At 64.1% G+C, this 16,916-nt stretch carries 17 protein-coding genes; 11 read left to right on the plus strand and 6 right to left on the minus strand.

Annotated features, from left to right (window positions below):
- The first annotated feature begins 754 nt into the window (after positions 1-754).
- The 6 genes from IEY43_RS09685 (at position 755) to IEY43_RS09710 (ending at position 4,377) form a co-directional block, all read left to right on the plus strand.
- The gene (locus IEY43_RS09685) at positions 755-1,219 is read left to right on the plus strand and encodes a hypothetical protein (protein WP_146956084.1); all 465 of its coding nucleotides are present in this window, start codon (positions 755-757) and stop codon (positions 1,217-1,219) included.
- A 133-nt stretch (positions 1,220-1,352) separates the two neighbouring features.
- Entirely contained in the window at positions 1,353-1,952 is a 600-nt protein-coding gene (locus tag IEY43_RS09690; protein WP_188948401.1) for a CPBP family glutamic-type intramembrane protease, read from the plus strand.
- Positions 1,953-1,954: 2 nt separating this feature from the next.
- The gene (locus IEY43_RS09695; protein WP_047118020.1) at positions 1,955-2,299 is read left to right on the plus strand and encodes a PadR family transcriptional regulator; all 345 of its coding nucleotides are present in this window, start codon (positions 1,955-1,957) and stop codon (positions 2,297-2,299) included.
- A gap of 1 nt (position 2,300) precedes the next feature.
- Positions 2,301-2,690: a hypothetical protein gene (locus tag IEY43_RS09700; protein ID WP_047118021.1), complete on the plus strand. Its 390-nt coding sequence runs from the start codon at positions 2,301-2,303 to the stop codon at positions 2,688-2,690.
- A gap of 2 nt (positions 2,691-2,692) precedes the next feature.
- Positions 2,693-3,604: an ATP-binding cassette domain-containing protein gene (locus tag IEY43_RS09705; RefSeq protein ID WP_047118022.1), complete on the plus strand. Its 912-nt coding sequence runs from the start codon at positions 2,693-2,695 to the stop codon at positions 3,602-3,604.
- 2 nt (positions 3,605-3,606) lie between these two features.
- Positions 3,607-4,377 (plus strand): hypothetical protein, encoded by a 771-nt coding sequence (locus IEY43_RS09710; RefSeq protein WP_188948402.1) that lies wholly within the window; start codon positions 3,607-3,609, stop codon positions 4,375-4,377.
- Between the two features lie 130 nt (positions 4,378-4,507).
- Here the strand turns inward: IEY43_RS09710 and IEY43_RS09715 are convergent, their stop codons facing one another.
- Together IEY43_RS09715 and IEY43_RS09720 are read right to left on the minus strand one after the other, a co-directional pair.
- Entirely contained in the window at positions 4,508-5,308 is an 801-nt protein-coding gene (locus IEY43_RS09715) for a hypothetical protein (RefSeq protein ID WP_188948403.1), read from the minus strand.
- A complete protein-coding gene (locus IEY43_RS09720; protein ID WP_188948404.1) occupies positions 5,250-5,633 on the minus strand; it encodes a hypothetical protein in 384 nt (127 codons plus the stop codon). Before IEY43_RS09720 ends, IEY43_RS09715 begins: the two co-directional genes overlap by 59 nt.
- Before the next feature lie 113 nt (positions 5,634-5,746).
- Between IEY43_RS09720 and IEY43_RS09725 the strand changes: the two genes are divergently transcribed.
- Positions 5,747-6,718, plus strand: coding sequence for a D-2-hydroxyacid dehydrogenase family protein (locus IEY43_RS09725; protein ID WP_188948405.1), 972 nt, complete (start codon positions 5,747-5,749; stop codon positions 6,716-6,718).
- Between the two features lie 71 nt (positions 6,719-6,789).
- Here IEY43_RS09725 and IEY43_RS09730 read toward each other — a convergent pair whose 3' ends face one another.
- The 4 genes from IEY43_RS09730 to IEY43_RS09745 all read right to left on the minus strand — a co-directional run bounded on the left by IEY43_RS09730 (position 6,790) and on the right by IEY43_RS09745 (position 10,862).
- Complete coding sequence (locus IEY43_RS09730) at positions 6,790-8,076, minus strand: sodium/glutamate symporter (RefSeq protein WP_188948406.1); 1,287 nt, start codon at positions 8,074-8,076, stop codon at positions 6,790-6,792.
- A 5-nt stretch (positions 8,077-8,081) separates the two neighbouring features.
- Positions 8,082-9,020 carry a formimidoylglutamase gene (hutG, locus tag IEY43_RS09735; protein WP_188948407.1) on the minus strand — a complete coding sequence of 313 codons (939 nt, stop codon included), beginning with the start codon at positions 9,018-9,020 and terminating at the stop codon, positions 8,082-8,084.
- Positions 9,017-9,751, minus strand: coding sequence for an IclR family transcriptional regulator (locus tag IEY43_RS09740; RefSeq protein WP_188948408.1), 735 nt, complete (start codon positions 9,749-9,751; stop codon positions 9,017-9,019). The genes hutG and IEY43_RS09740 overlap by 4 nt, the downstream gene beginning before the upstream one ends.
- A 415-nt stretch (positions 9,752-10,166) precedes the next feature.
- Positions 10,167-10,862, minus strand: coding sequence for a phosphatase PAP2 family protein (locus IEY43_RS09745; RefSeq protein WP_188948409.1), 696 nt, complete (start codon positions 10,860-10,862; stop codon positions 10,167-10,169).
- A 65-nt stretch (positions 10,863-10,927) separates the two neighbouring features.
- On the opposite strand from IEY43_RS09745, the gene IEY43_RS09750 reads away from it, so the two are divergent.
- From IEY43_RS09750 to IEY43_RS09765, 4 genes are all read left to right on the plus strand, one after another.
- Complete coding sequence (locus tag IEY43_RS09750) at positions 10,928-11,386, plus strand: 23S rRNA (pseudouridine(1915)-N(3))-methyltransferase RlmH (protein WP_188948410.1); 459 nt, start codon at positions 10,928-10,930, stop codon at positions 11,384-11,386.
- Between the two features lie 67 nt (positions 11,387-11,453).
- Positions 11,454-11,921: a hypothetical protein gene (locus IEY43_RS09755; RefSeq protein ID WP_188948411.1), complete on the plus strand. Its 468-nt coding sequence runs from the start codon at positions 11,454-11,456 to the stop codon at positions 11,919-11,921.
- Positions 11,905-12,204: a transcriptional regulator gene (locus IEY43_RS09760; protein ID WP_188948412.1), complete on the plus strand. Its 300-nt coding sequence runs from the start codon at positions 11,905-11,907 to the stop codon at positions 12,202-12,204. Before IEY43_RS09755 ends, IEY43_RS09760 begins: the two co-directional genes overlap by 17 nt.
- Before the next feature lie 38 nt (positions 12,205-12,242).
- A complete protein-coding gene (locus IEY43_RS09765) occupies positions 12,243-16,907 on the plus strand; it encodes an ATP-dependent helicase (RefSeq protein WP_188948413.1) in 4,665 nt (1,554 codons plus the stop codon).
- Positions 16,908-16,916 lie beyond the last annotated feature (9 nt).

The following is a 16,916-nucleotide window of genomic DNA, read 5'->3' on the forward strand; positions in this document are numbered from 1 at the left end:
TGCCGATGCTTCTTCGCTGGCCCCCGCGTCCGTGAATGCGTGGGGCCGGCGGAACAGCCCGTTGTCGTTCGGCACCCAGCGCACCTTTAACTTTGGCGCTATTACACCTGGCATTCGAACCAACGCTGAAAATCTTTGAGGCCACGGCACCGCGCGAGTTGCTTCTGCAACCGCCATCGCGTGCCGCGCACGGGCCACGTTTCGAATCGGCCGGGTCATCTGCTACTCATTCATTGCCTGTCGGCGAACGATCTGACGGAAGCCACAAGGCAGTCGCGTACGCATCTGTTGCCGCACAGGCAAAAGCAAGTTCCGACCTTAAATACCTTTTTCGGAAGTGCCGCTAGGCCGCGCCCGAACGGACGGACTGCGCAACCCATCAGAAAGCAGTTCAAAACACTAACAGATAGTGTTTTGTGTCGCCAACCGCGAACTGCGCCAATCCCCCAAATGCAACAGGCGGTCGAACAGGGGCCAAACACGCACCGCATCTACAAGCATTCAGAATGATCTCAAGACAAAAATAGGTCATCTTACTTGCTAATACTTGACAACTTAGCGTGAATGAATTGGGGTTTAGTCAACTTAGGGCAATATAACATGACTCTGCCGCCAAACCGCTACAGGATATCCGAACGCACCACGCTTGTCTTAACATTTTGTCGTATTGGACATAAATGCGATGGATTTATATACATTAGTCTCGGATCCTGCAGGACCATCATCATTCACAAGAGAGACAAAGGAACTCGAAATGAGTCAAGCTCGAAAGACGACGCCATCGGCCAATCCGATCAAGCGTCGCACCCTGGCTGCGGCACTCTGTGGCGCCCTGCTGTTTGCGCCAGTTACCGGAGCCGCTAGCGCCATTGCCCAGCCCTCAATCTCGTCCGTCCAAACTGTCGCATCGTCGGCGAGCACCGTATCGTCCGGATCCATTGCTGCGGATAGCGGCACGCGCAGCGTCGCCTCCCCGGATCTCGGAACAGCTTCGGCCTCCGACGCGCAGAAGAGAATCAGCATCAAGCCAGTCATTGACTGGATCAAGAAAAATGCTCCTCAAATCTGGAACAGCATGAAGTCCGCCGTCAAAAAAGGATGGAACGCGTTTAAGAAATGGTGGAATAGCCTCGCTTCGTGGATCCGCTGGGGAATCGACTTCGTTGCCTCGGGTGGCCTCTGGGAGCTCTTCGACGCTCTCTGGCACTACTTCTTCTAGCATCTAGCGGGTCGCCCGCGAGCAACGCGGGCGACCCTGTAGAACCCAATTCGAAATGACAAGACTTCTTGCATATGTGGCCATCAGCGCCATGCTAACTCTCGCTAGCCTGGCGCTAGCATGGGATCACCTCGTGGCGAGCGAATGGTTTGGCGCGCTCGTTATGGCAACCGCGGCCACGGCCGCCTACCTGATCTGCCACAACCCTGAAAAATATCCAGAAGCCGGAAGCCCGTCTACCGGAAAATTCATAGGCGTGGTCGCCGTCCTATTCGCCTTGATCGCGGGAGTCGCCCAGTGGACGTCTCCCGCAGTGCTCATCGGGCTGGCCCTCGCCTCATGTGCCGAAGAGCTTGCCTTCAGGTACTTTCCCTGGAGGATGCGCAAGCATCTTCGTCCACGCCATCGATGGATGATCCCAGCTGCCGCGACTGTTGGATTCTGCCTAGCCCACCCGATCAGCAACCCCTGGCTAGTTGCTGATCGAGCATTGTTTTCCTTGGCGGCATTCGCCATATGTGCGCTGACTGGCTCATGGATTGCCTCTGCAGCCACTCACTTGATCGCCAATCTCATGGTTATATCCCTTTCGGAAACAGCCAGCGAGTTGTTGGTAGGTCCCGTGATTCTCGGCATGGATATTGCGCTGGTCCTTGCGGTCAGCTGGCTACTGCTCCTTGGTAACGCAAAGCGACCTTCATTGACTTCCTTTGTAGATCGGATTACGATCTAGTTATGAATCAAGCGGAGAAATGGCCCAGCGGGTGGCTCAAGGCTTCCTTGACGCTATGTGTGCTGAGGACCATCCATCGCCACAGCGGAACGTACGGGCATGAAGTTATCGGATTGTTGGCGGGCTACGGCCTCGGGAATGTTGGCGGAGGTACCCTGTATCCGCTCCTCCGACGCCTCGTCGACGACGAATTGGTCGAGACTGAATGGGTAGAAGGGGAGCACGGCCCAAGCCGCAAGACATATCGAATCACCGCCGCCGGCCTTGTTGCTCTGAAAACGGAGACCAAAATGTGGCGTGAGTTCACTGCGGTCACCAATCAATTACTAGACGAAGAGAAGCACTGACATGATGAACGACGAATACTTCAAGAACCTGGCCTATCAGCTTCGCTGGCGCCGCATGCCGGAGTCCGTCGTCGCACAAACCCTCCGGGAAGTCCGCGCGGAATCCGAGGCGGCTCAAAGCACCCCATTGGAACTTTTCGGTCCGGAGAAAAGTTTCGCCGAAACGTTCACCAAGGGGAAAGCCACATCGAAGGGTTTTTGGATCATCACCGTTGCTGTTGCCGTCGCCGTACTAGTGGTCCTCGGCCGGGTGGTTACCTCGTTTGCCACAGCCGGGGAGTCCAACCCGCTGATCAGCGTTCTGACCCTCGTCGGCGCGCTGGCCATAGCTTTCATCGGCTCGATCATTGGCGCAATGGTAGATCATCGAATCCCAAAGGGCGTTGAATAAGCATGCATATCCAAGTTTCTTCGGTATCCAAGCATTACGGGAAGGCGCATATCCTCAAGGAGATATCGTGCTCGATACCTGCAGGACAAATCACCGGCCTTTTGGGCCCTAACGGTTCCGGAAAATCTACGCTGATGCGAATGGTGCTGGGTCTGGGCACCCCCGATTCAGGCTCCATTCTTTACGACGGGGTCAGGTATTCCGACCTGCCGAACCCGGGAGCGGCAGTCGGTTCGCTGCTGGACGCAGCCGCTCGGCATCCAGGACGAAATGTTCGCGACAGCTTCAGCCTTGCAGCAGGCATGCTCGGGATCAGCAACAGCCGCCGCGACGAAGTTATTGAGCAAATGGGATTGGAATCTGTTGCCAAACGACGATTCAAGTCCCTCTCTCTCGGGATGCGCCAGCGCGTCGGGCTTGGAATTGCAATCCTGGGGCGTCCTCGGTGCCTGATCCTGGATGAGCCCGTCAACGGGCTGGACATCGAAGCCATCAGCTGGCTGCGCGGCTTGTTGACAGGGTTCGCCCAGGACGGGGGAAGCGTTTTGGTTTCCAGCCATCTCCTGCAGGAGCTGCAATCCTACGCTCATCGCGTGGTCATCATCGACCGCGGCAGCGTCGCGACGGAATCCACGCTGTCGGATCTCAGCAACCCGGATTCACAAGTCAGCGTCGAAGCCGACGAGCCGGAGAAACTCGCCAAGTTGCTGCTGGCTCATGGATTTGCCGTCTCGGACCATGCCGTCCCTGGTTGGCTCAAGGTCCAGGCCAGCAATCGACAGGTGGCGCAGATTGCCATGGAGCACAGAATACTGATCACCTCGCTGGGATCGCAACAGGAGCACCAGCTGGAGGAAGCCTACCTGCGCCTTACACAGGGTGAATACAGTGTTCACCGGACGGAAGTACTTTGACTATGAAAACCATTGATACACCAGAACGGCAACCGCTTGTTGGATCCCGGCCCACACTGGGCCGCTTGGTGGGGCTGGAATTTCGGAAACTGACAACGGTTCGTTCCGGGCAGTCAGTGCTGTGGAGCATGCTTGGGCTTGGGCTCTTGCTGTCCTTCGGAGTGTGCTGGGTGCTAATTGCCCAGGAGGAAGCCGAGCTGTCCTTCTCAGTCATCATGATGGCGTTTACCGTATGTGCTGCCTTGGGAACCCCAATTCTTGGAATTCTGGTCTATACGATGGATTGGCAGCATCGGGACATACTGATGATTCTGGCGTTGGAACCACGTCGCCACCGTGTTTTCCTGGCGAAACTGGTGACCTCCGTGCTCATCGGCGTCGCTCTTTGCGCGGCGTTCATCGCGACCGGCCTGGCAGTTAGTTTCGGGCTGGCCAGCGCCTTTGGGATGGCCTGGACTGCCCAAGGTTCGCTGGAGGTCCTCGGCATGCTAATTGTGTTGTCGTTTGCCGGTTCGCTGAGCGGTGCGGCATTGGGCTCCGCGTTGCTGTCGACGCCGCTTTCGGTGGTGATAGTGATCATCCAAGTGCTGCTCATCGACAATCTGCTGTTGTTGCTGCCCGGTGGCATCGGACCTTTCCTGCAAACCGCCTCGATGTCCAATTCCTTGATCGGCGACGGAAGTATAGGCACTGCGTTGTCCTCATTTGCCCTATGGGTTCTCCTGCCGTTTGCGGTGGGATTCATCCGCATGCGGCGCGCCGAACCGCATTAGCCGCCACGATGTCGCGCATTGGCGCTAAAAAATCTGCGGGGCGGCTTGCACCCGAACAGCTTGGAGCTGCGCGAGTGCGGACCGTCCCGCTGGAGTGTCCTGAATGCCGGGTCCATGCGCACCGCAAAGGCTATCTTCGCAACCAAACATCGCGCCCACCCGCATCACTGATTCCCCACGTACGCACCTCGTCCACCGGTTGCACGGCATCGGTGAACCAGTAGGTCTCATCGGGGTTCCATCCGGCGATGACGCTGGCGCGCCGGGCATCCACCGCGATGATCTCCCCCGCTCCGGCCAGATAGGCGCCAAGGCCCAGATGCACCCCGTCGTAGTCCTCGGCCACGGCCTGCCAGTCCGGCTGGACCCAGAGCCCGTCGCGCCCGGTCGTTTCAAACCAGTTGCGCCGCATCGTTGCGCTGACTTCCAGCGGGTAGCGGCGGCACAAATCGGCCCAGTGCCTTGGCTCGGTGATGTGGAATACCGGCTTCCGGCATTCGATCTGCAGGCGCCGCACCAGCGCCGAGCTCCATCCCATGCCGTCCTCCACACAAGCCAGGCCGATGAGCTCCTCAAGCTCGAAGGTTCCGAAGCTGCGGTACAGCCCGCCCGGCGGATTCGACCACCAGTGCCCGCTGGCCAGCTGGTCCATCTTTTCCCGCAGGTCTGCCTTGCTGGTGCGCTCCTGCTCCACGAGATCGTGGTTCCATGCCTTGAGCTGGGATTGCGCAGGTTCAAGTCCCGGTTCCCACTGGCCTTCGGCGCCTTCGCCCGTCCAGGTGATCATCCACTGGTTCGTCTGTGTGGATGCGGCCATCCACCCCTGGATGATGCCGGTTGACGCGACATGCTCGGCAACCCGCCCCAGTGCTTCAACGAGTCGAGGATCCTCGAACAAGGTGTCCTCGGCATCCGGCGGCTGCCAGTACATGGCGCAATCGACGCTGTCCGCCAGCGCTGAGCGGATCGCTTCGGGTGTTGCCTCGGGCAGGGGCACGGTGCCGGATCATCTGCGCAATCTCGGCAATCGACGCCACCGTTTCATCCGCGGCGGATTCCTGCGGTTCCCCGCTGTCCTCGTCGGCGACCATGGTGAAGCGCACAACCCCATCGCCGCGCCGCCGCCCCAATTCATAGGAAGCGTCGAACACCGAACGCATCAGGTGCTGCGCTTCGGGAGCGGTCCCGGACAGCGCGATACCGCTGAGCAGCCGGCGGCCGCGGCGCCCGGCGAGCAGCGATTGTTTCAAGTCCATGGATGTTCCCTTCACCCGGAAGTTTGCACCCAGTCTGCCAGAATGCTTGCTGGCCAGTGGACATCAGGGAAAGACTCTCGTTTCCCGGCACCGGTGGTGCTTAGTATTGAGCCATGCGAATTGCCGTCCTCGACGATTACCACGATATCTCCCGCACGCTCGCCGATTTCCAGTCCCTGGCCCAGGAGCTGGACGCCGAGCTGAGCGTCTTCACCGAATTCCTGGGGCATGACGACGCCACCGTGATCGCGGCGCTTCAGCCCTTCGACGTCATCGTCGCGATGCGCGAACGCACGCCGTTTCCGCGCGCCCGGCTGCAGGCCCTGCCGAACCTGAAGCTGCTGGTGACCACCGGACGGCGCAACGGCTCCATCGACCTCGAAACGGTCGCGGAGCACGGCGTGGTGGTCAGCCATACCGGCTACATCGCCACCGACGCCGCCGAGCACACCTGGGCGCTGATCCTCGCCGCGGCCCGGCGCCTGGATGTGGAGATCTTCTCCGCGCAGCGCCCGCTGGAGCACTCCACAGGGTGGCAGAGCACCATGGGCATCGGCTTGTCGGGCAAGACCCTGGGCGTCTACGGGCTGGGAAACCTCGGCTCCCGCGTGGCGAAGATCGGGCTGGCTTTCGGCATGCACGTGATCGCCTACAGCCAGAACCTGACCGCGGAGCGCGCCGCCCAGGTCGGCGTGCGCAAGGTCAGCGAGCACGAGCTGTTCGCCACCAGCGACGTGCTGACCATCCACCTCAAGCTCTCCGAGCGCAGCACCGAGGTGGTGGGCTCCAAGCAGCTGGCCTGGATGAAGCCCGACGCGATCCTGGTGAACACCTCGCGCAGCCGCATCGTGCAGACCGACGCGCTGATCCAGGCGCTGGAAAACGAGCAGCTCTACCTGGCCGCGGTGGACGTCTTCGACGTGGAACCGCTGCCGGAAGGCGACCGCTTGGCGGCAACCCGCGGGGTCATCGCCACCCCGCACATCGGCTACGTGACGGTGGAGCAATTCGCGATGTTCTACCAGGACGCGGCCGCGGACATCCGGGCCTGGGCCAAGGGCAAACCGGTGCGGGTGCTGAATTAATCCCGTGCAGACAGCAGTGCCCTCGGAGCATCGATTTCTCGATGCGCCGAGGGCGCTGTTGTTGGGCGGATTTAACCGGCTACCAGGTTCATGCACCATACGATCCAGGGCAGCGCCACCAGATCGATGAGCACCGCGCCCGCCAGCGGCACGATCAGGAACGCCTTCTCCGAGCGCACTCCGTACTTGGCGTTGAAGGAGTCCATGTTGGCCAGGGCGTTGGGGGTCGCGCCCAGGCCGTGGCCCATGAAGCCGGCGACCATGGTGGCGGCGTCGTAGTTCTTGCCCATGATGCGGAAGACCACGATCGCGCTGAACAGGGTGATGAACACCAGCTGCACCAGCAGGATGATGGACAGTGGACCGGCGAGGTTCGCCAGTTCCCAGATCTTCAGGCTCATCATGGCCTGGGTCAGGAAAAAGCCGAGGGTCAGCTGGGAAATCAGGTTGACCGAGTCGTCGTTGATCTTCACCCAGCTGAACTTGTCGTTCAGGTTGCGGAAGATCACTGCGGCGATCATGGCGCCCACGTAGGCGGGCAGCGAGAAGCCGGTCATCTGCGCGATCCAGTCGCCCAGCAGCATGCCCAGCACCATGATGATGCCGATGATGGTGGAAGTGGACAGGATCGAGGAGTAGTTGCTGATCTCGTCGCCCGGCTGTTTGATGGCCTCGTCGAGGTCCTCGCCGGTGGCAGGACCACCGGCGAAACCGCCGCCGCCGGCAAGCTTCTTCACCCCGTAGCCGGCAATGGCCTTTTCAGCGAGGGTCTGCGCCTTGGCTGGAACCTGGATCTTGTGGCGGTGCACCAGGAAACTGGCGAGCATGCCGCCGATCAGGCTGCCTGCCACCAGGCCGAAGGTCGCCGAGGCGATGGCCACGGTGGTGGCGCCTTCCACGCCCATGGACTCGGCGGTCGGGCCGAAGGCCGCCGCTCCGCCGTGGCCGCCTTCGAGGCTGACCGCTCCGGCCATGATGCCCAGCATCGGATCCACGCCCAGCACCTTGGCCATGCCCATGCCGATGATGTTCTGCGCGAAGGCCAGCGTCCAGCAGGCCACCAGGTAGACCAGAAGGAGCTTGCCGCCCTTCTTGATGGTGGCCAGCGAACCGGCCAGGCCGATGGTGGTGAAGAACGCGATCATCGCCGGGGTCTGCAAGGTGGTGTCAAGCGAGATTTCAACGGTCCCGGTCTGGCGCAGGACCAGCACCAGCAGGGCGAAAAGGAAACCGCCGACGACGGGTGCGGGGATGCAGAACTTCTCCAGGAAGGCCACGCGGCGGCGCGCGAATTCGCCGAAGACCAGCAGGATCAGCGCCAGGGCCGCGGTCTGAACCAAGGACAACTGTAATTCCATATATCTTAACCTCGGTTCAAGATCAGGTCATTGAGCAGGCGTGCGCCGGTGCGGGCAGTGCGCTGATCGATGTCAAAGAGAGGGTTGAGCTCCGCAATGTCTGCGTGCTTGAGCTTGCCGCTGCGGGCGGCGGCCAGGATGATCTCGCGGACCACTTCCAGGCTCACGCCGAAGCCGGCTGGGGCGCTGACGCCCGGGGCCACGTTGGCGGGCAGCGCGTCCAGGTCGATGGTCAGGTACAGGTGGTCCACCGAACCCGCAAAGTTCGCGATGAACTCGTGCACCGCAGGCAGGTTGCCCCAATGGCATTCGGTATCCAGCAGCACCTCGACACCCAGCTCGGCGGCGCGGTCGAAAAGCACCTTGGTGTTGGCCGCCTCGCTGATGCCCACGGCGGCATAGCGGAAGGGGCGTCCGGCGGCGGCCTGGGCCTTGGCGATCTGCGCAAAACCGGTGCCGGAACTCGGCAGCGGAGCCTCGCGCAGGTCGAAGTGCGCGTCGATGTTCATGATGCCCAGGCTCCAGCTGGAGTCCTCGCCCAGGGCGCGGGCCAGTCCGGCGTAGCTGGCGAAGGTGATTTCGTGGCCACCGCCGAGACCCACGGTGAAGTGTCCCTCGCGCAGCAGCCGGGCCAGCACATCCGCGAACGCGTCCTGGCCGGCTTCCAGATCCTCGCCGTCAACCTCGATGTCGCCGGCGTCGTAAAGCCTGATCGGTTCGTGCAGCGCGATCGAGGACAGCGCGGCGCGCAGGGCCTGCGCCCCGTCGCGCGCACCCACCCGACCCTTGTTGCGGCGTACTCCTTCGTCGCTGGCGAAGCCCAGCAGCACAGCCCCGGGCTCGGCTCCGTCGGTCCAAGCCTGGATGGTGTTGTGCCAGCGGGCATGCTCCGGACCAGGTCCATCGTTGCGTCCGGTCCAGCCGGTTGCCTGTTTCCAGGTCATTTGATTCCTCCACTCAGGCTCAGTGCGGTTTTGCAGGTTTGTTGGATCAGTTCGGCTTGCCGTTCCAAGCTGCGGTGGGCCGGAGCCATCAGGCTCACCACCCCTTGCACGTCTCCGTCGATGTCGGTCACCGGAGCGCTGACAGTCCAGACGCCCTCTTCGACCTGGGAGAGGCTGACCGCATAGCCGGAGGCTCGGGCCGTGGCGCAGGCGCTGTTGACGTATTGGCGGGTCGCGTCGTCCACCTCGTGGAAGTCGAGGACCGCAGCCCGCTGCTCGGCCGACATATAGGTCAGCAGCATCGTCGCCGAGGCGCCGAGGGTCAACGGCTGGGTGGTTCCGACCGTGTAGCTGCACCGCAGCAGCTGCGATGAATCAATCGATTCAACACACACCGATTCGGCCCCGTGGGCCACGATGAATGCGGCGAGCTCACCGGTGTCCTGGGCCAGCTGGCGCAGGTAGGGAGTGACGGTTCCGGAGTCCAGGCTGGAGTCCCAGTAGCGTTCGGCAAGCTGCACCGCTGCGGCTCCCGCGCCGTAGTGCCCGGAGGAGGTCTTGTGCACGAATCCGGAGAACACCAGGTGGTCCAGCAGGCGGTACACCGAGCTCACCGGAATACCCGTTTCCGTGGACAATTCGCGCACACTTGCCTGCGGAACCTTCGCCAATGCAGAGAGAATCCACAAAACCCGTGCGGTCTGCGATTCAGCCTCTTTCCTTACGTTCATGACACCTTCATCGAGAGGCCGGAGACGGCCGCGAACAACTTCTTGGGTGCGATTCCGCCAACGGGCGGAAGCAGGCACAATGAACCATTGTTCGGTCATGCCCGCGATGAGGACAAATCGGAATTCTCACCGAATGAGAAAGAAGCTCGGCAAATTCTCAGTCGCTGGAACAGGCAGGGGCACGCCTGCTGGCCCCCGCACCCATGGCTCGATTCTCCATTGGATTGTTGAACAATATATTGCGTCCCGGGGATCCGCGGACTGACGTGCATGAAGGCGCCGCCCCGGAACCATGAAGGTGCGGAACATCGAGCACCCCGCTCCACGACAGGGCATCGCGGGCCAAACTCTTGGCCCGCGATGTCAGAAGCATGTTTGAAGTTAATGTCACATCTGCACGAAGATGTTCAATGATCTATGAATATTGGCGAATCCTCTTCGTTGGAACGAAGAAGTAGTGCAGTATGGCCACGACAGCGGCCCAGCCAGCGCCGATCAGCAACCCGACAAGGACATCGGATAGCCAATGGTGGGAAATGTAGATACGAGATGCTCCCATGGCCGCAACAAAGAGCACCGCAATGCCACCCAGCAGGTAGGCGTAGCGCCTCAACCCGTAGACGATGGCCAAGTAGGCAGCAATGCCGATTAAGGCCGCTGCGTTGAGGGTGTGGCCGCTCGGGAATGAATAGGAGTCCGGAGGCGCAGGTCCCCCGGGAACCCCGGCTGGGCGGGCAACCTGCAGTGCCGATTTGAGCACGATGGTCAGCAGCACCGAGCCCAGGGCGGTAAAGGCCACGGTCGCCAACGGCCACCAGCTGCGCGACCAGAAACAAATGATGGCAGTCAGGACAACCATGGTCAGGGTCATGCCGGGCGTGGACCCCCAGAGATACAGTCCATAGGCAATCGAATGCCACACGGGGTCCTGGTGCGCCAGCACCCATTGCTCAACCGGCAGGTCAACGTCCGTGGACCAGCCCCCGATCCTGAGTGAGAGCAGCATCCGCCGGGTGAAATAAAACAGCGCCACGATGAGCCCAAAGGCGATCCACAACGCCTGCACGCCGCGTGATCGCTGGCCTGGGCGGAAAAACCATGAAGATCGCATGGTCTCCATCGTATCCACAGATCCCTTGCATTCGCTGTCCGTCGGCCATGCGGAAGAATGGAACCATGACAATCAAGGTGTTGGCCGTCGGCAAAAAGCATGAGTCTTGGGTGGACGAGGGAATCTCCCGCTATGAGAAGCGATTGAAGAAACCCTTCGACCTCTCATGGCAGCTGCTCTCCCACTCTGCGCGGGAAAACGATGCGGCGCGCACCGAGGAGTCGGCCCGCATCCTGGCCAAGATCGATGACCGCGACTTCGTCGTGCTGCTCGACGAGCGCGGGAAGAACGTCGACTCCCCCGCGCTGGCCAATACCCTGCGCGCGCCTATCGATTCCTCCCGCAATGTCGTGATCATCATCGGCGGCGCCTACGGCGTGGACCCGACCGTCCACGCGCGGGCGAACTTCACGTGGTCATTGTCCAAGCTGGTGTTCCCGCACCAACTGGTGCGCTTGATCCTCACCGAGCAGCTGTACCGCGCGCAGGACATCTTGGCCGGCGGAAAGTACCACCACGTTTAAATTTCCACATCCTCTTGACTTTCCATCTTGGAAAGACAAGACTTTCCGCAACGGAAAGTGAGGGAGAATGAACCCGCAAGAACGCGCGAACCTGACCAAGCACGAGGCCGCCGACCTGCTTGCCGACGCACAGGCTGCCTCTCATAAGATGATTCAAAGCAGCAACTCTCCGCGCGGATTCACCACCTGTGCAGTCCTGCTGGTCAGTGCGCTGACAAGTATCGACGGTCTCGTTCCAGACCAGGTTCTGTATTCGCTTTTCGCGTTATTCATTCCGTTGATTATTTGGTTGGCTGTCTTTCTACGCAAACGTGCCAAGCAGCGGCCACTGCCCGGCAACTCGACAGCATTTGGCGGCTACCTGTTGGTGTGCATTCTGACCACGATGTTCCTGCAGATGTGGGAGGCATCTACTTGGTTCGAAGCCGTTGGAAAGATGGTTGTCTGCTGTGCAATCCTCGGGGCCCTAGCCCGCAAAATGCGTGCTTCGCTGGCACAGGAACGCGTGGAGGACGGCAGTGAGCAAGCCTGCTGAACCTCGCTTTGATGAACTGATTCACGCTCCGTTGCGCCTGCGGATCTGCGCGAGCCTCGCACCAGTCCAATGGGCCGAGTTCGCGCACCTCAAGGAAAATTTGAACGTTGCCGTTTCAGTGCTGAGCAAACATCTGAAACAGCTCGCAGACGCCGGATACGTCGAAATAGAACGCTTCGCCAAGTTGGGCCGCAGTCATGTTCGCGTCTCATTGACCGTTAAGGGGCGCACAGCCTACGTGCAACATGTTGCGGCGCTGCGCAAAATCACCGAGGGCGAATAACCCTCCAGCTGTCCGTCCCAGAACGTAGGATCGATTCCATGAGCGATGTCCTTACCCGCTTCGGCGCGGCCACCCGGAAGTGGTTCACCGACGTGTTCACCGAGCCGACCACCGCACAGGTCGGCGCCTGGACATCCATCTCCGAGGGAAACCACACCTTGGTCATCGCCCCCACCGGTTCCGGCAAGACCCTGGCGGCCTTCCTCTGGGCGCTGGACAGGCTGCACCACGCGGAACTGGACGCCCCGGCCCTGCCCGGAATGGACCAGGACAGCGACCATCCGGCGGGCAGCAGCACCAAGGTGCTCTATATTTCGCCGCTCAAGGCCCTGGGCGTGGACGTGGAGCGCAACCTGCGCTCCCCGCTGGCCGGCATCCGCGCCACCGCCCACGAGCTGGGGCTCTCCCAGCCCTCGGTTTCGGTGGGCGTGCGCTCGGGCGACACCCCCGCCGCCGAGCGCCGGCAGCTGCTGCGCAATCCACCGGACATCCTGATCACCACCCCCGAGTCGCTGTACCTCATGCTGACCAGCAAGGCGCGCACCACGCTGTCCCAGGTGCATACGGTCATCATCGACGAGATCCACGCGATCGCCAGCTCCAAACGCGGCACCCATCTGGCGCTGTCGCTGGAACGGCTGGATGCCCTGCTCGCCGCCCCGGCGCAGCGCATCGGCCTGTCCGCCACCGTCGAGCCGCCCGAGGAGGTCGCGCGCTTCCTGGCCGGATCCGCCCCGGTGCACACCGTGCGGCCGGAATCCACCAAGCAGTGGGAGCTTGAGGTGCGGGTTCCGGTCCAGGACATGACCGATCTGCCCTCCGCGGCGGCCGCCCACGACCTGGGCCCCGGGTCCTCGCCCGCCGCCGCGGCCAGCATCTGGCCGCATGTGGAGAACCAGCTGGTGGACCTTGTGCTGGCGAACCACTCGACCATCATCTTCGCCAACTCCCGGCGGCTGGCCGAACGGCTGACCGGCCGGCTGAATGAAATCTATGCCGAACGCGAGGGCTTCGCGGTTCAAAACCCGCTGTCCTCCTCCCCCGCGGTGATGATGGCCCAGGCCGGCTCCACCGCGGCTGCGGATCCCGAGGCGCCGCTGCTGGCCCGCGCCCACCACGGCTCGGTGTCCAAGGACGCCCGCGCGGCGATCGAGGAGGATTTGAAGCTCGGCCGGCTGCGCGCGGTGGTCGCCACCAGCTCGCTGGAACTGGGCATCGACATGGGGCTGGTCGACCTGGTGATCCAGGTCGAATCGCCCAATTCCGTCTCCTCCGGGCTGCAGCGCGTGGGCCGCGCCGGGCACCAGGTCGGATCCGTCTCCCAGGGCGTTTTCTTCCCCAAGCACCGCGCCGACCTGCTCTCCACCGCGCTGGTGGTCACCCGCATGCGCGACGGCAAGATCGAGAAGATGGCCATCCCGGCCAACCCGCTGGACGTGCTGGCGCAGCAGACCCTGGCGGCGGTGGCCATGGAGGACCTGGAAGTGGAGGCCTGGTTCGACACGGTCCGGCGCGCCGCCCCGTACCAGCAGCTGCCGCGCAGCGTGTACCTGGCCACGCTGGACATGCTGACCGGCAAATACCCCTCGGACGAGTTCGCCACGCTCAAGCCGCGCATTGTCTGGGACCGGGATGCCGGGGTGCTCTCCGCCCGCCCCGGAGCCCAGCGGCTGGCGGTGATCTCCGGCGGCACCATCCCGGACCGCGGGCTGTTCGGCGTCTTCCTGGCGGGGTCCGAGGACGACAAGGCCCCCAAGCGCGTGGGCGAGCTGGACGAGGAGATGGTCTACGAATCCCGGGTGGGCGATATCTTCGCGCTGGGCGCCACCAGCTGGCGCATCGAGGACATCACCCACGACCGGGTGCTGGTCACCCCGGCCTTCGGCCAGCCCGGCAAGCTGCCCTTCTGGCACGGCGACGGGCTGGGACGCCCGGTGGAGCTGGGCGCGGCGCTGGGCGAATTCACCACCGACCTGCTGGCCCGCGATCGCCCAGAGGCCGCCGCGGTCCTGGGCGCCGGCGGGCTGGATCCCTTCGCGGCGCAGAACCTGCTGAACTACCTGGGCGAGCAGCGCGAGGCCACCGGGCAGGTGCCCAACCACCAGACCTTCGTGGTGGAGCGCTTCCACGACGAGCTGGGCGACTGGCGGGTCATCCTGCATTCGCCTTTCGGCCTGGCGGTGCACGCCCCGTGGGCGCTGGCCGTCGGCGCGCGGGTGCGCGAACGCTGGGGGCTGGACGCCTCCGCGATGGCCGCCGACGACGGGATCGTGCTGCGCATCCCGGCCATGGACGACGAGCCGCCCGGGGCGGAGCTGTTCGCCTTCGAGGCCGACGAGATCGTGGACGTGGTCACCGGGCAGGTAGCCAACTCGGCGCTGTTCGCTGCGCGCTTCCGCGAATGCGCGGCCCGCGCGCTGCTGCTGCCGCGCATCAACCCGACCAAGCGCACCCCCTTGTGGCAGCAGCGCCAGCGCGCCAGCCAGCTGCTGGATGTGGCCCGCAACTACCCGGATTTCCCGATCATCCTGGAAACCGTGCGCGAATGCCTCAACGACGTGTACGACCTGCCGGCGCTCACCGGGATCCTCTCCCGGGTGTCCTCGCGCGCCATCCGGCTGGTGGAGGTCACCACGCAGCTGCCCTCGCCCTTCGCGCAGTCGCTGCTCTTCGGCTACGTGGCGCAGTTCCTCTACGAATCCGACGCTCCGCTGGCTGAACGCCGGGCCGCGGCGCTGAGCCTGGACCCGGTGCTGCTGGGCGAGCTGCTGGGCCGCAACGACGTGCGCGAGATCCTTGATTCGCAGGTCATCGCGCAGCTGACCGCCCAATTGCAGCATCTGGACCCGAAGCGGCGGCTGAGCGGCATGGAAGGGGCCGCGGACCTGCTGCGCCTGCTGGGCCCGCTGACCGCCGCGCAGCTGGCGCAGCGCCTGCGCGACCCCGCCGATGACCAGGCACCGCTGGCCGAGGCTGCGGCCCGCGCGCACGCCGAATCCCTGGTCGCCACCCGGCGCGCGTTCGCCCTGCGCCTCGGCGGGCAGCTGGCCTACGCGGGCATCGAGGACGCCGCCAAGCTGCGCGACGCGCTGGGCACCCCGCTGCCCACCGGCATCCCGGCCGCCTTCCTGGAACCCGCCGCCGGGCCCATCGAGGACCTGGTTTCGCGCTACGCCCGCACCCACGCCCCGTTCACGCTCACCGAGATCTCCGGGGCGCTGGGCCTGGGCGTGGCGGTGCTTCGCCCGGTGCTGGATGCCATGACAGCCGCCGGACGGCTCGCGCTGGGCGCCTTCCGCCCGGTGGAGCTGATCCCCGAAGGCGTGGGCGGGGACGAGTACTGCGACGTGCAGGTGCTGCGCACCATCCGCACCCGTTCGCTGGCGGCCCTGCGCGCCGAGGTGGAGCCGGTGGACCAGCCGGCCTTCGCACGCTTCCTGCCGGCCTGGCAGCAGGTCGGCTCCCGGCTGGAGGGCAGCGAGGGGGTCTACGAGGCGGCGATGCAGCTGGCCGGGGCAGAGATCCCGGCCTCCGCGCTGGAGTCCTTCGTGCTGCCCGCCCGGCTGCCCGGCTACCAGAGCGCCTGGCTGGACGAGCTGACCAGTTCCGGGGACGTGCTGATCTGCGGCGCCGGCGCGGCCGGAGGCAAGGACGGCTGGCTCTCGCTGCACACCGCCGAGCATGCCCCGCTGAGCCTGCCGGTCCCGGACCCCGCGCCGCTGGATGCGCTGGCCCGCAGGGTGCTCGAATCCTTCGACCCGACCGGGGCGTACTTCGTGCAGGAGATCGCCGCCCGCATCCATCCCGGCGAGGGGCGCCCGCCGGGCGAGCAGGAGATCACCGAGGCCTGCTGGCAGCTGTTCTGGGCCGGGTTCATCTCCCCGGACACCCTGGCGCCGGTGCGCGGCTACCTGGCCGGCGGGAGCACCGCGCACAAGATCGCCAAACCCGCCCCGCGGGCCCGTGCCGCGAGGCTGAACCGGCTCTCCGGGCTGACGCGCATGGCCCGCGAACAGGGCGGCGTGCCTGCGCGCAGCACCCGGGGCTCCGCGCGCTGGGCCCGCCTGCCCGAGCCGGTGCAGGACCCGACCATCGCCGCGCACGCCACCGCGGAGATCATGCTTGAACGCTACGGGGTGCTGACCCGCGGCTCGGTGGCCGCCGAGGCGGTGCCCGGGGGCTTCGGGGCGCTGTACCGGGTGCTGTCCAAGCTGGAGGAGGCCGGGCATGCACGTCGCGGCTACTTCATCGAAAAGCTGGGCGCCGCACAGTTCTCCACCTCCAACACCATCGACCGGCTGCGCGGCTTCGTGCTGCCCGATGACCCGCGCCGCCAGCCCGAAGCCGTGGTGCTGGCCGCTACCGACCCGGCCAACCCCTACGGCGCGGCGCTGCCGTGGCCGGCCACGCAGACCGGGCACCGCCCAGGGCGCAAGGCCGGGGCCATCGTGGGAATGCTGGATGGCGAACTAGTGCTGTACCTTGAACGCGGCGGGCGCACCGTGCTGGCCTTCGGCGAACCCGGTGAGCAGGCCTGGGCGCTGCTGGCGGCCCGGCTGGTCACGGCGCTGCGCCGGGCCACGGTGGACAAGATCGCCATCGCCACGGTCAACGGCGATCCGGTGCAGGAGCACCCGGCGGCCGCGGCGTTGCTGGGCGCCGGCTTCTACTCGACCCCGCAGGGCATCCGCTTCCGGCGGTAGCCTGGACAC

It is taken from the genome of Glutamicibacter protophormiae (genome assembly GCF_014647495.1).
Classification (GTDB): Bacteria; Actinomycetota; Actinomycetes; order Actinomycetales; family Micrococcaceae; genus Glutamicibacter; species Glutamicibacter protophormiae.

Excerpts from the sequence above, each read along its gene's own strand:
- IEY43_RS09685 (WP_146956084.1), top strand. The coding sequence starts at position 755 with ATGAGTCAAGCTCGAAAGACGACGCCATCGGCCAATCCGATCAAGCGT.
- IEY43_RS09695 (WP_047118020.1), top strand. The coding sequence starts at position 1,955 with ATGAATCAAGCGGAGAAATGGCCCAGCGGGTGGCTCAAGGCTTCCTTG.
- IEY43_RS09700 (WP_047118021.1), top strand. The coding sequence starts at position 2,301 with ATGATGAACGACGAATACTTCAAGAACCTGGCCTATCAGCTTCGCTGG.
- IEY43_RS09705 (WP_047118022.1), top strand. The coding sequence starts at position 2,693 with ATGCATATCCAAGTTTCTTCGGTATCCAAGCATTACGGGAAGGCGCAT.
- IEY43_RS09710 (WP_188948402.1), top strand. The coding sequence starts at position 3,607 with ATGAAAACCATTGATACACCAGAACGGCAACCGCTTGTTGGATCCCGG.
- IEY43_RS09715 (WP_188948403.1), bottom strand. The coding sequence starts at position 5,308 with ATGTACTGGCAGCCGCCGGATGCCGAGGACACCTTGTTCGAGGATCCT.
- IEY43_RS09720 (WP_188948404.1), bottom strand. The coding sequence starts at position 5,633 with ATGGACTTGAAACAATCGCTGCTCGCCGGGCGCCGCGGCCGCCGGCTG.
- IEY43_RS09725 (WP_188948405.1), top strand. The coding sequence starts at position 5,747 with ATGCGAATTGCCGTCCTCGACGATTACCACGATATCTCCCGCACGCTC.
- IEY43_RS09730 (WP_188948406.1), bottom strand. The coding sequence starts at position 8,076 with ATGGAATTACAGTTGTCCTTGGTTCAGACCGCGGCCCTGGCGCTGATC.
- hutG (WP_188948407.1), bottom strand. The coding sequence starts at position 9,020 with ATGACCTGGAAACAGGCAACCGGCTGGACCGGACGCAACGATGGACCT.
- IEY43_RS09740 (WP_188948408.1), bottom strand. The coding sequence starts at position 9,751 with ATGAACGTAAGGAAAGAGGCTGAATCGCAGACCGCACGGGTTTTGTGG.
- IEY43_RS09745 (WP_188948409.1), bottom strand. The coding sequence starts at position 10,862 with ATGCGATCTTCATGGTTTTTCCGCCCAGGCCAGCGATCACGCGGCGTG.
- IEY43_RS09750 (WP_188948410.1), top strand. The coding sequence starts at position 10,928 with ATGACAATCAAGGTGTTGGCCGTCGGCAAAAAGCATGAGTCTTGGGTG.
- IEY43_RS09755 (WP_188948411.1), top strand. The coding sequence starts at position 11,454 with ATGAACCCGCAAGAACGCGCGAACCTGACCAAGCACGAGGCCGCCGAC.
- IEY43_RS09765 (WP_188948413.1), top strand. The coding sequence starts at position 12,243 with ATGAGCGATGTCCTTACCCGCTTCGGCGCGGCCACCCGGAAGTGGTTC.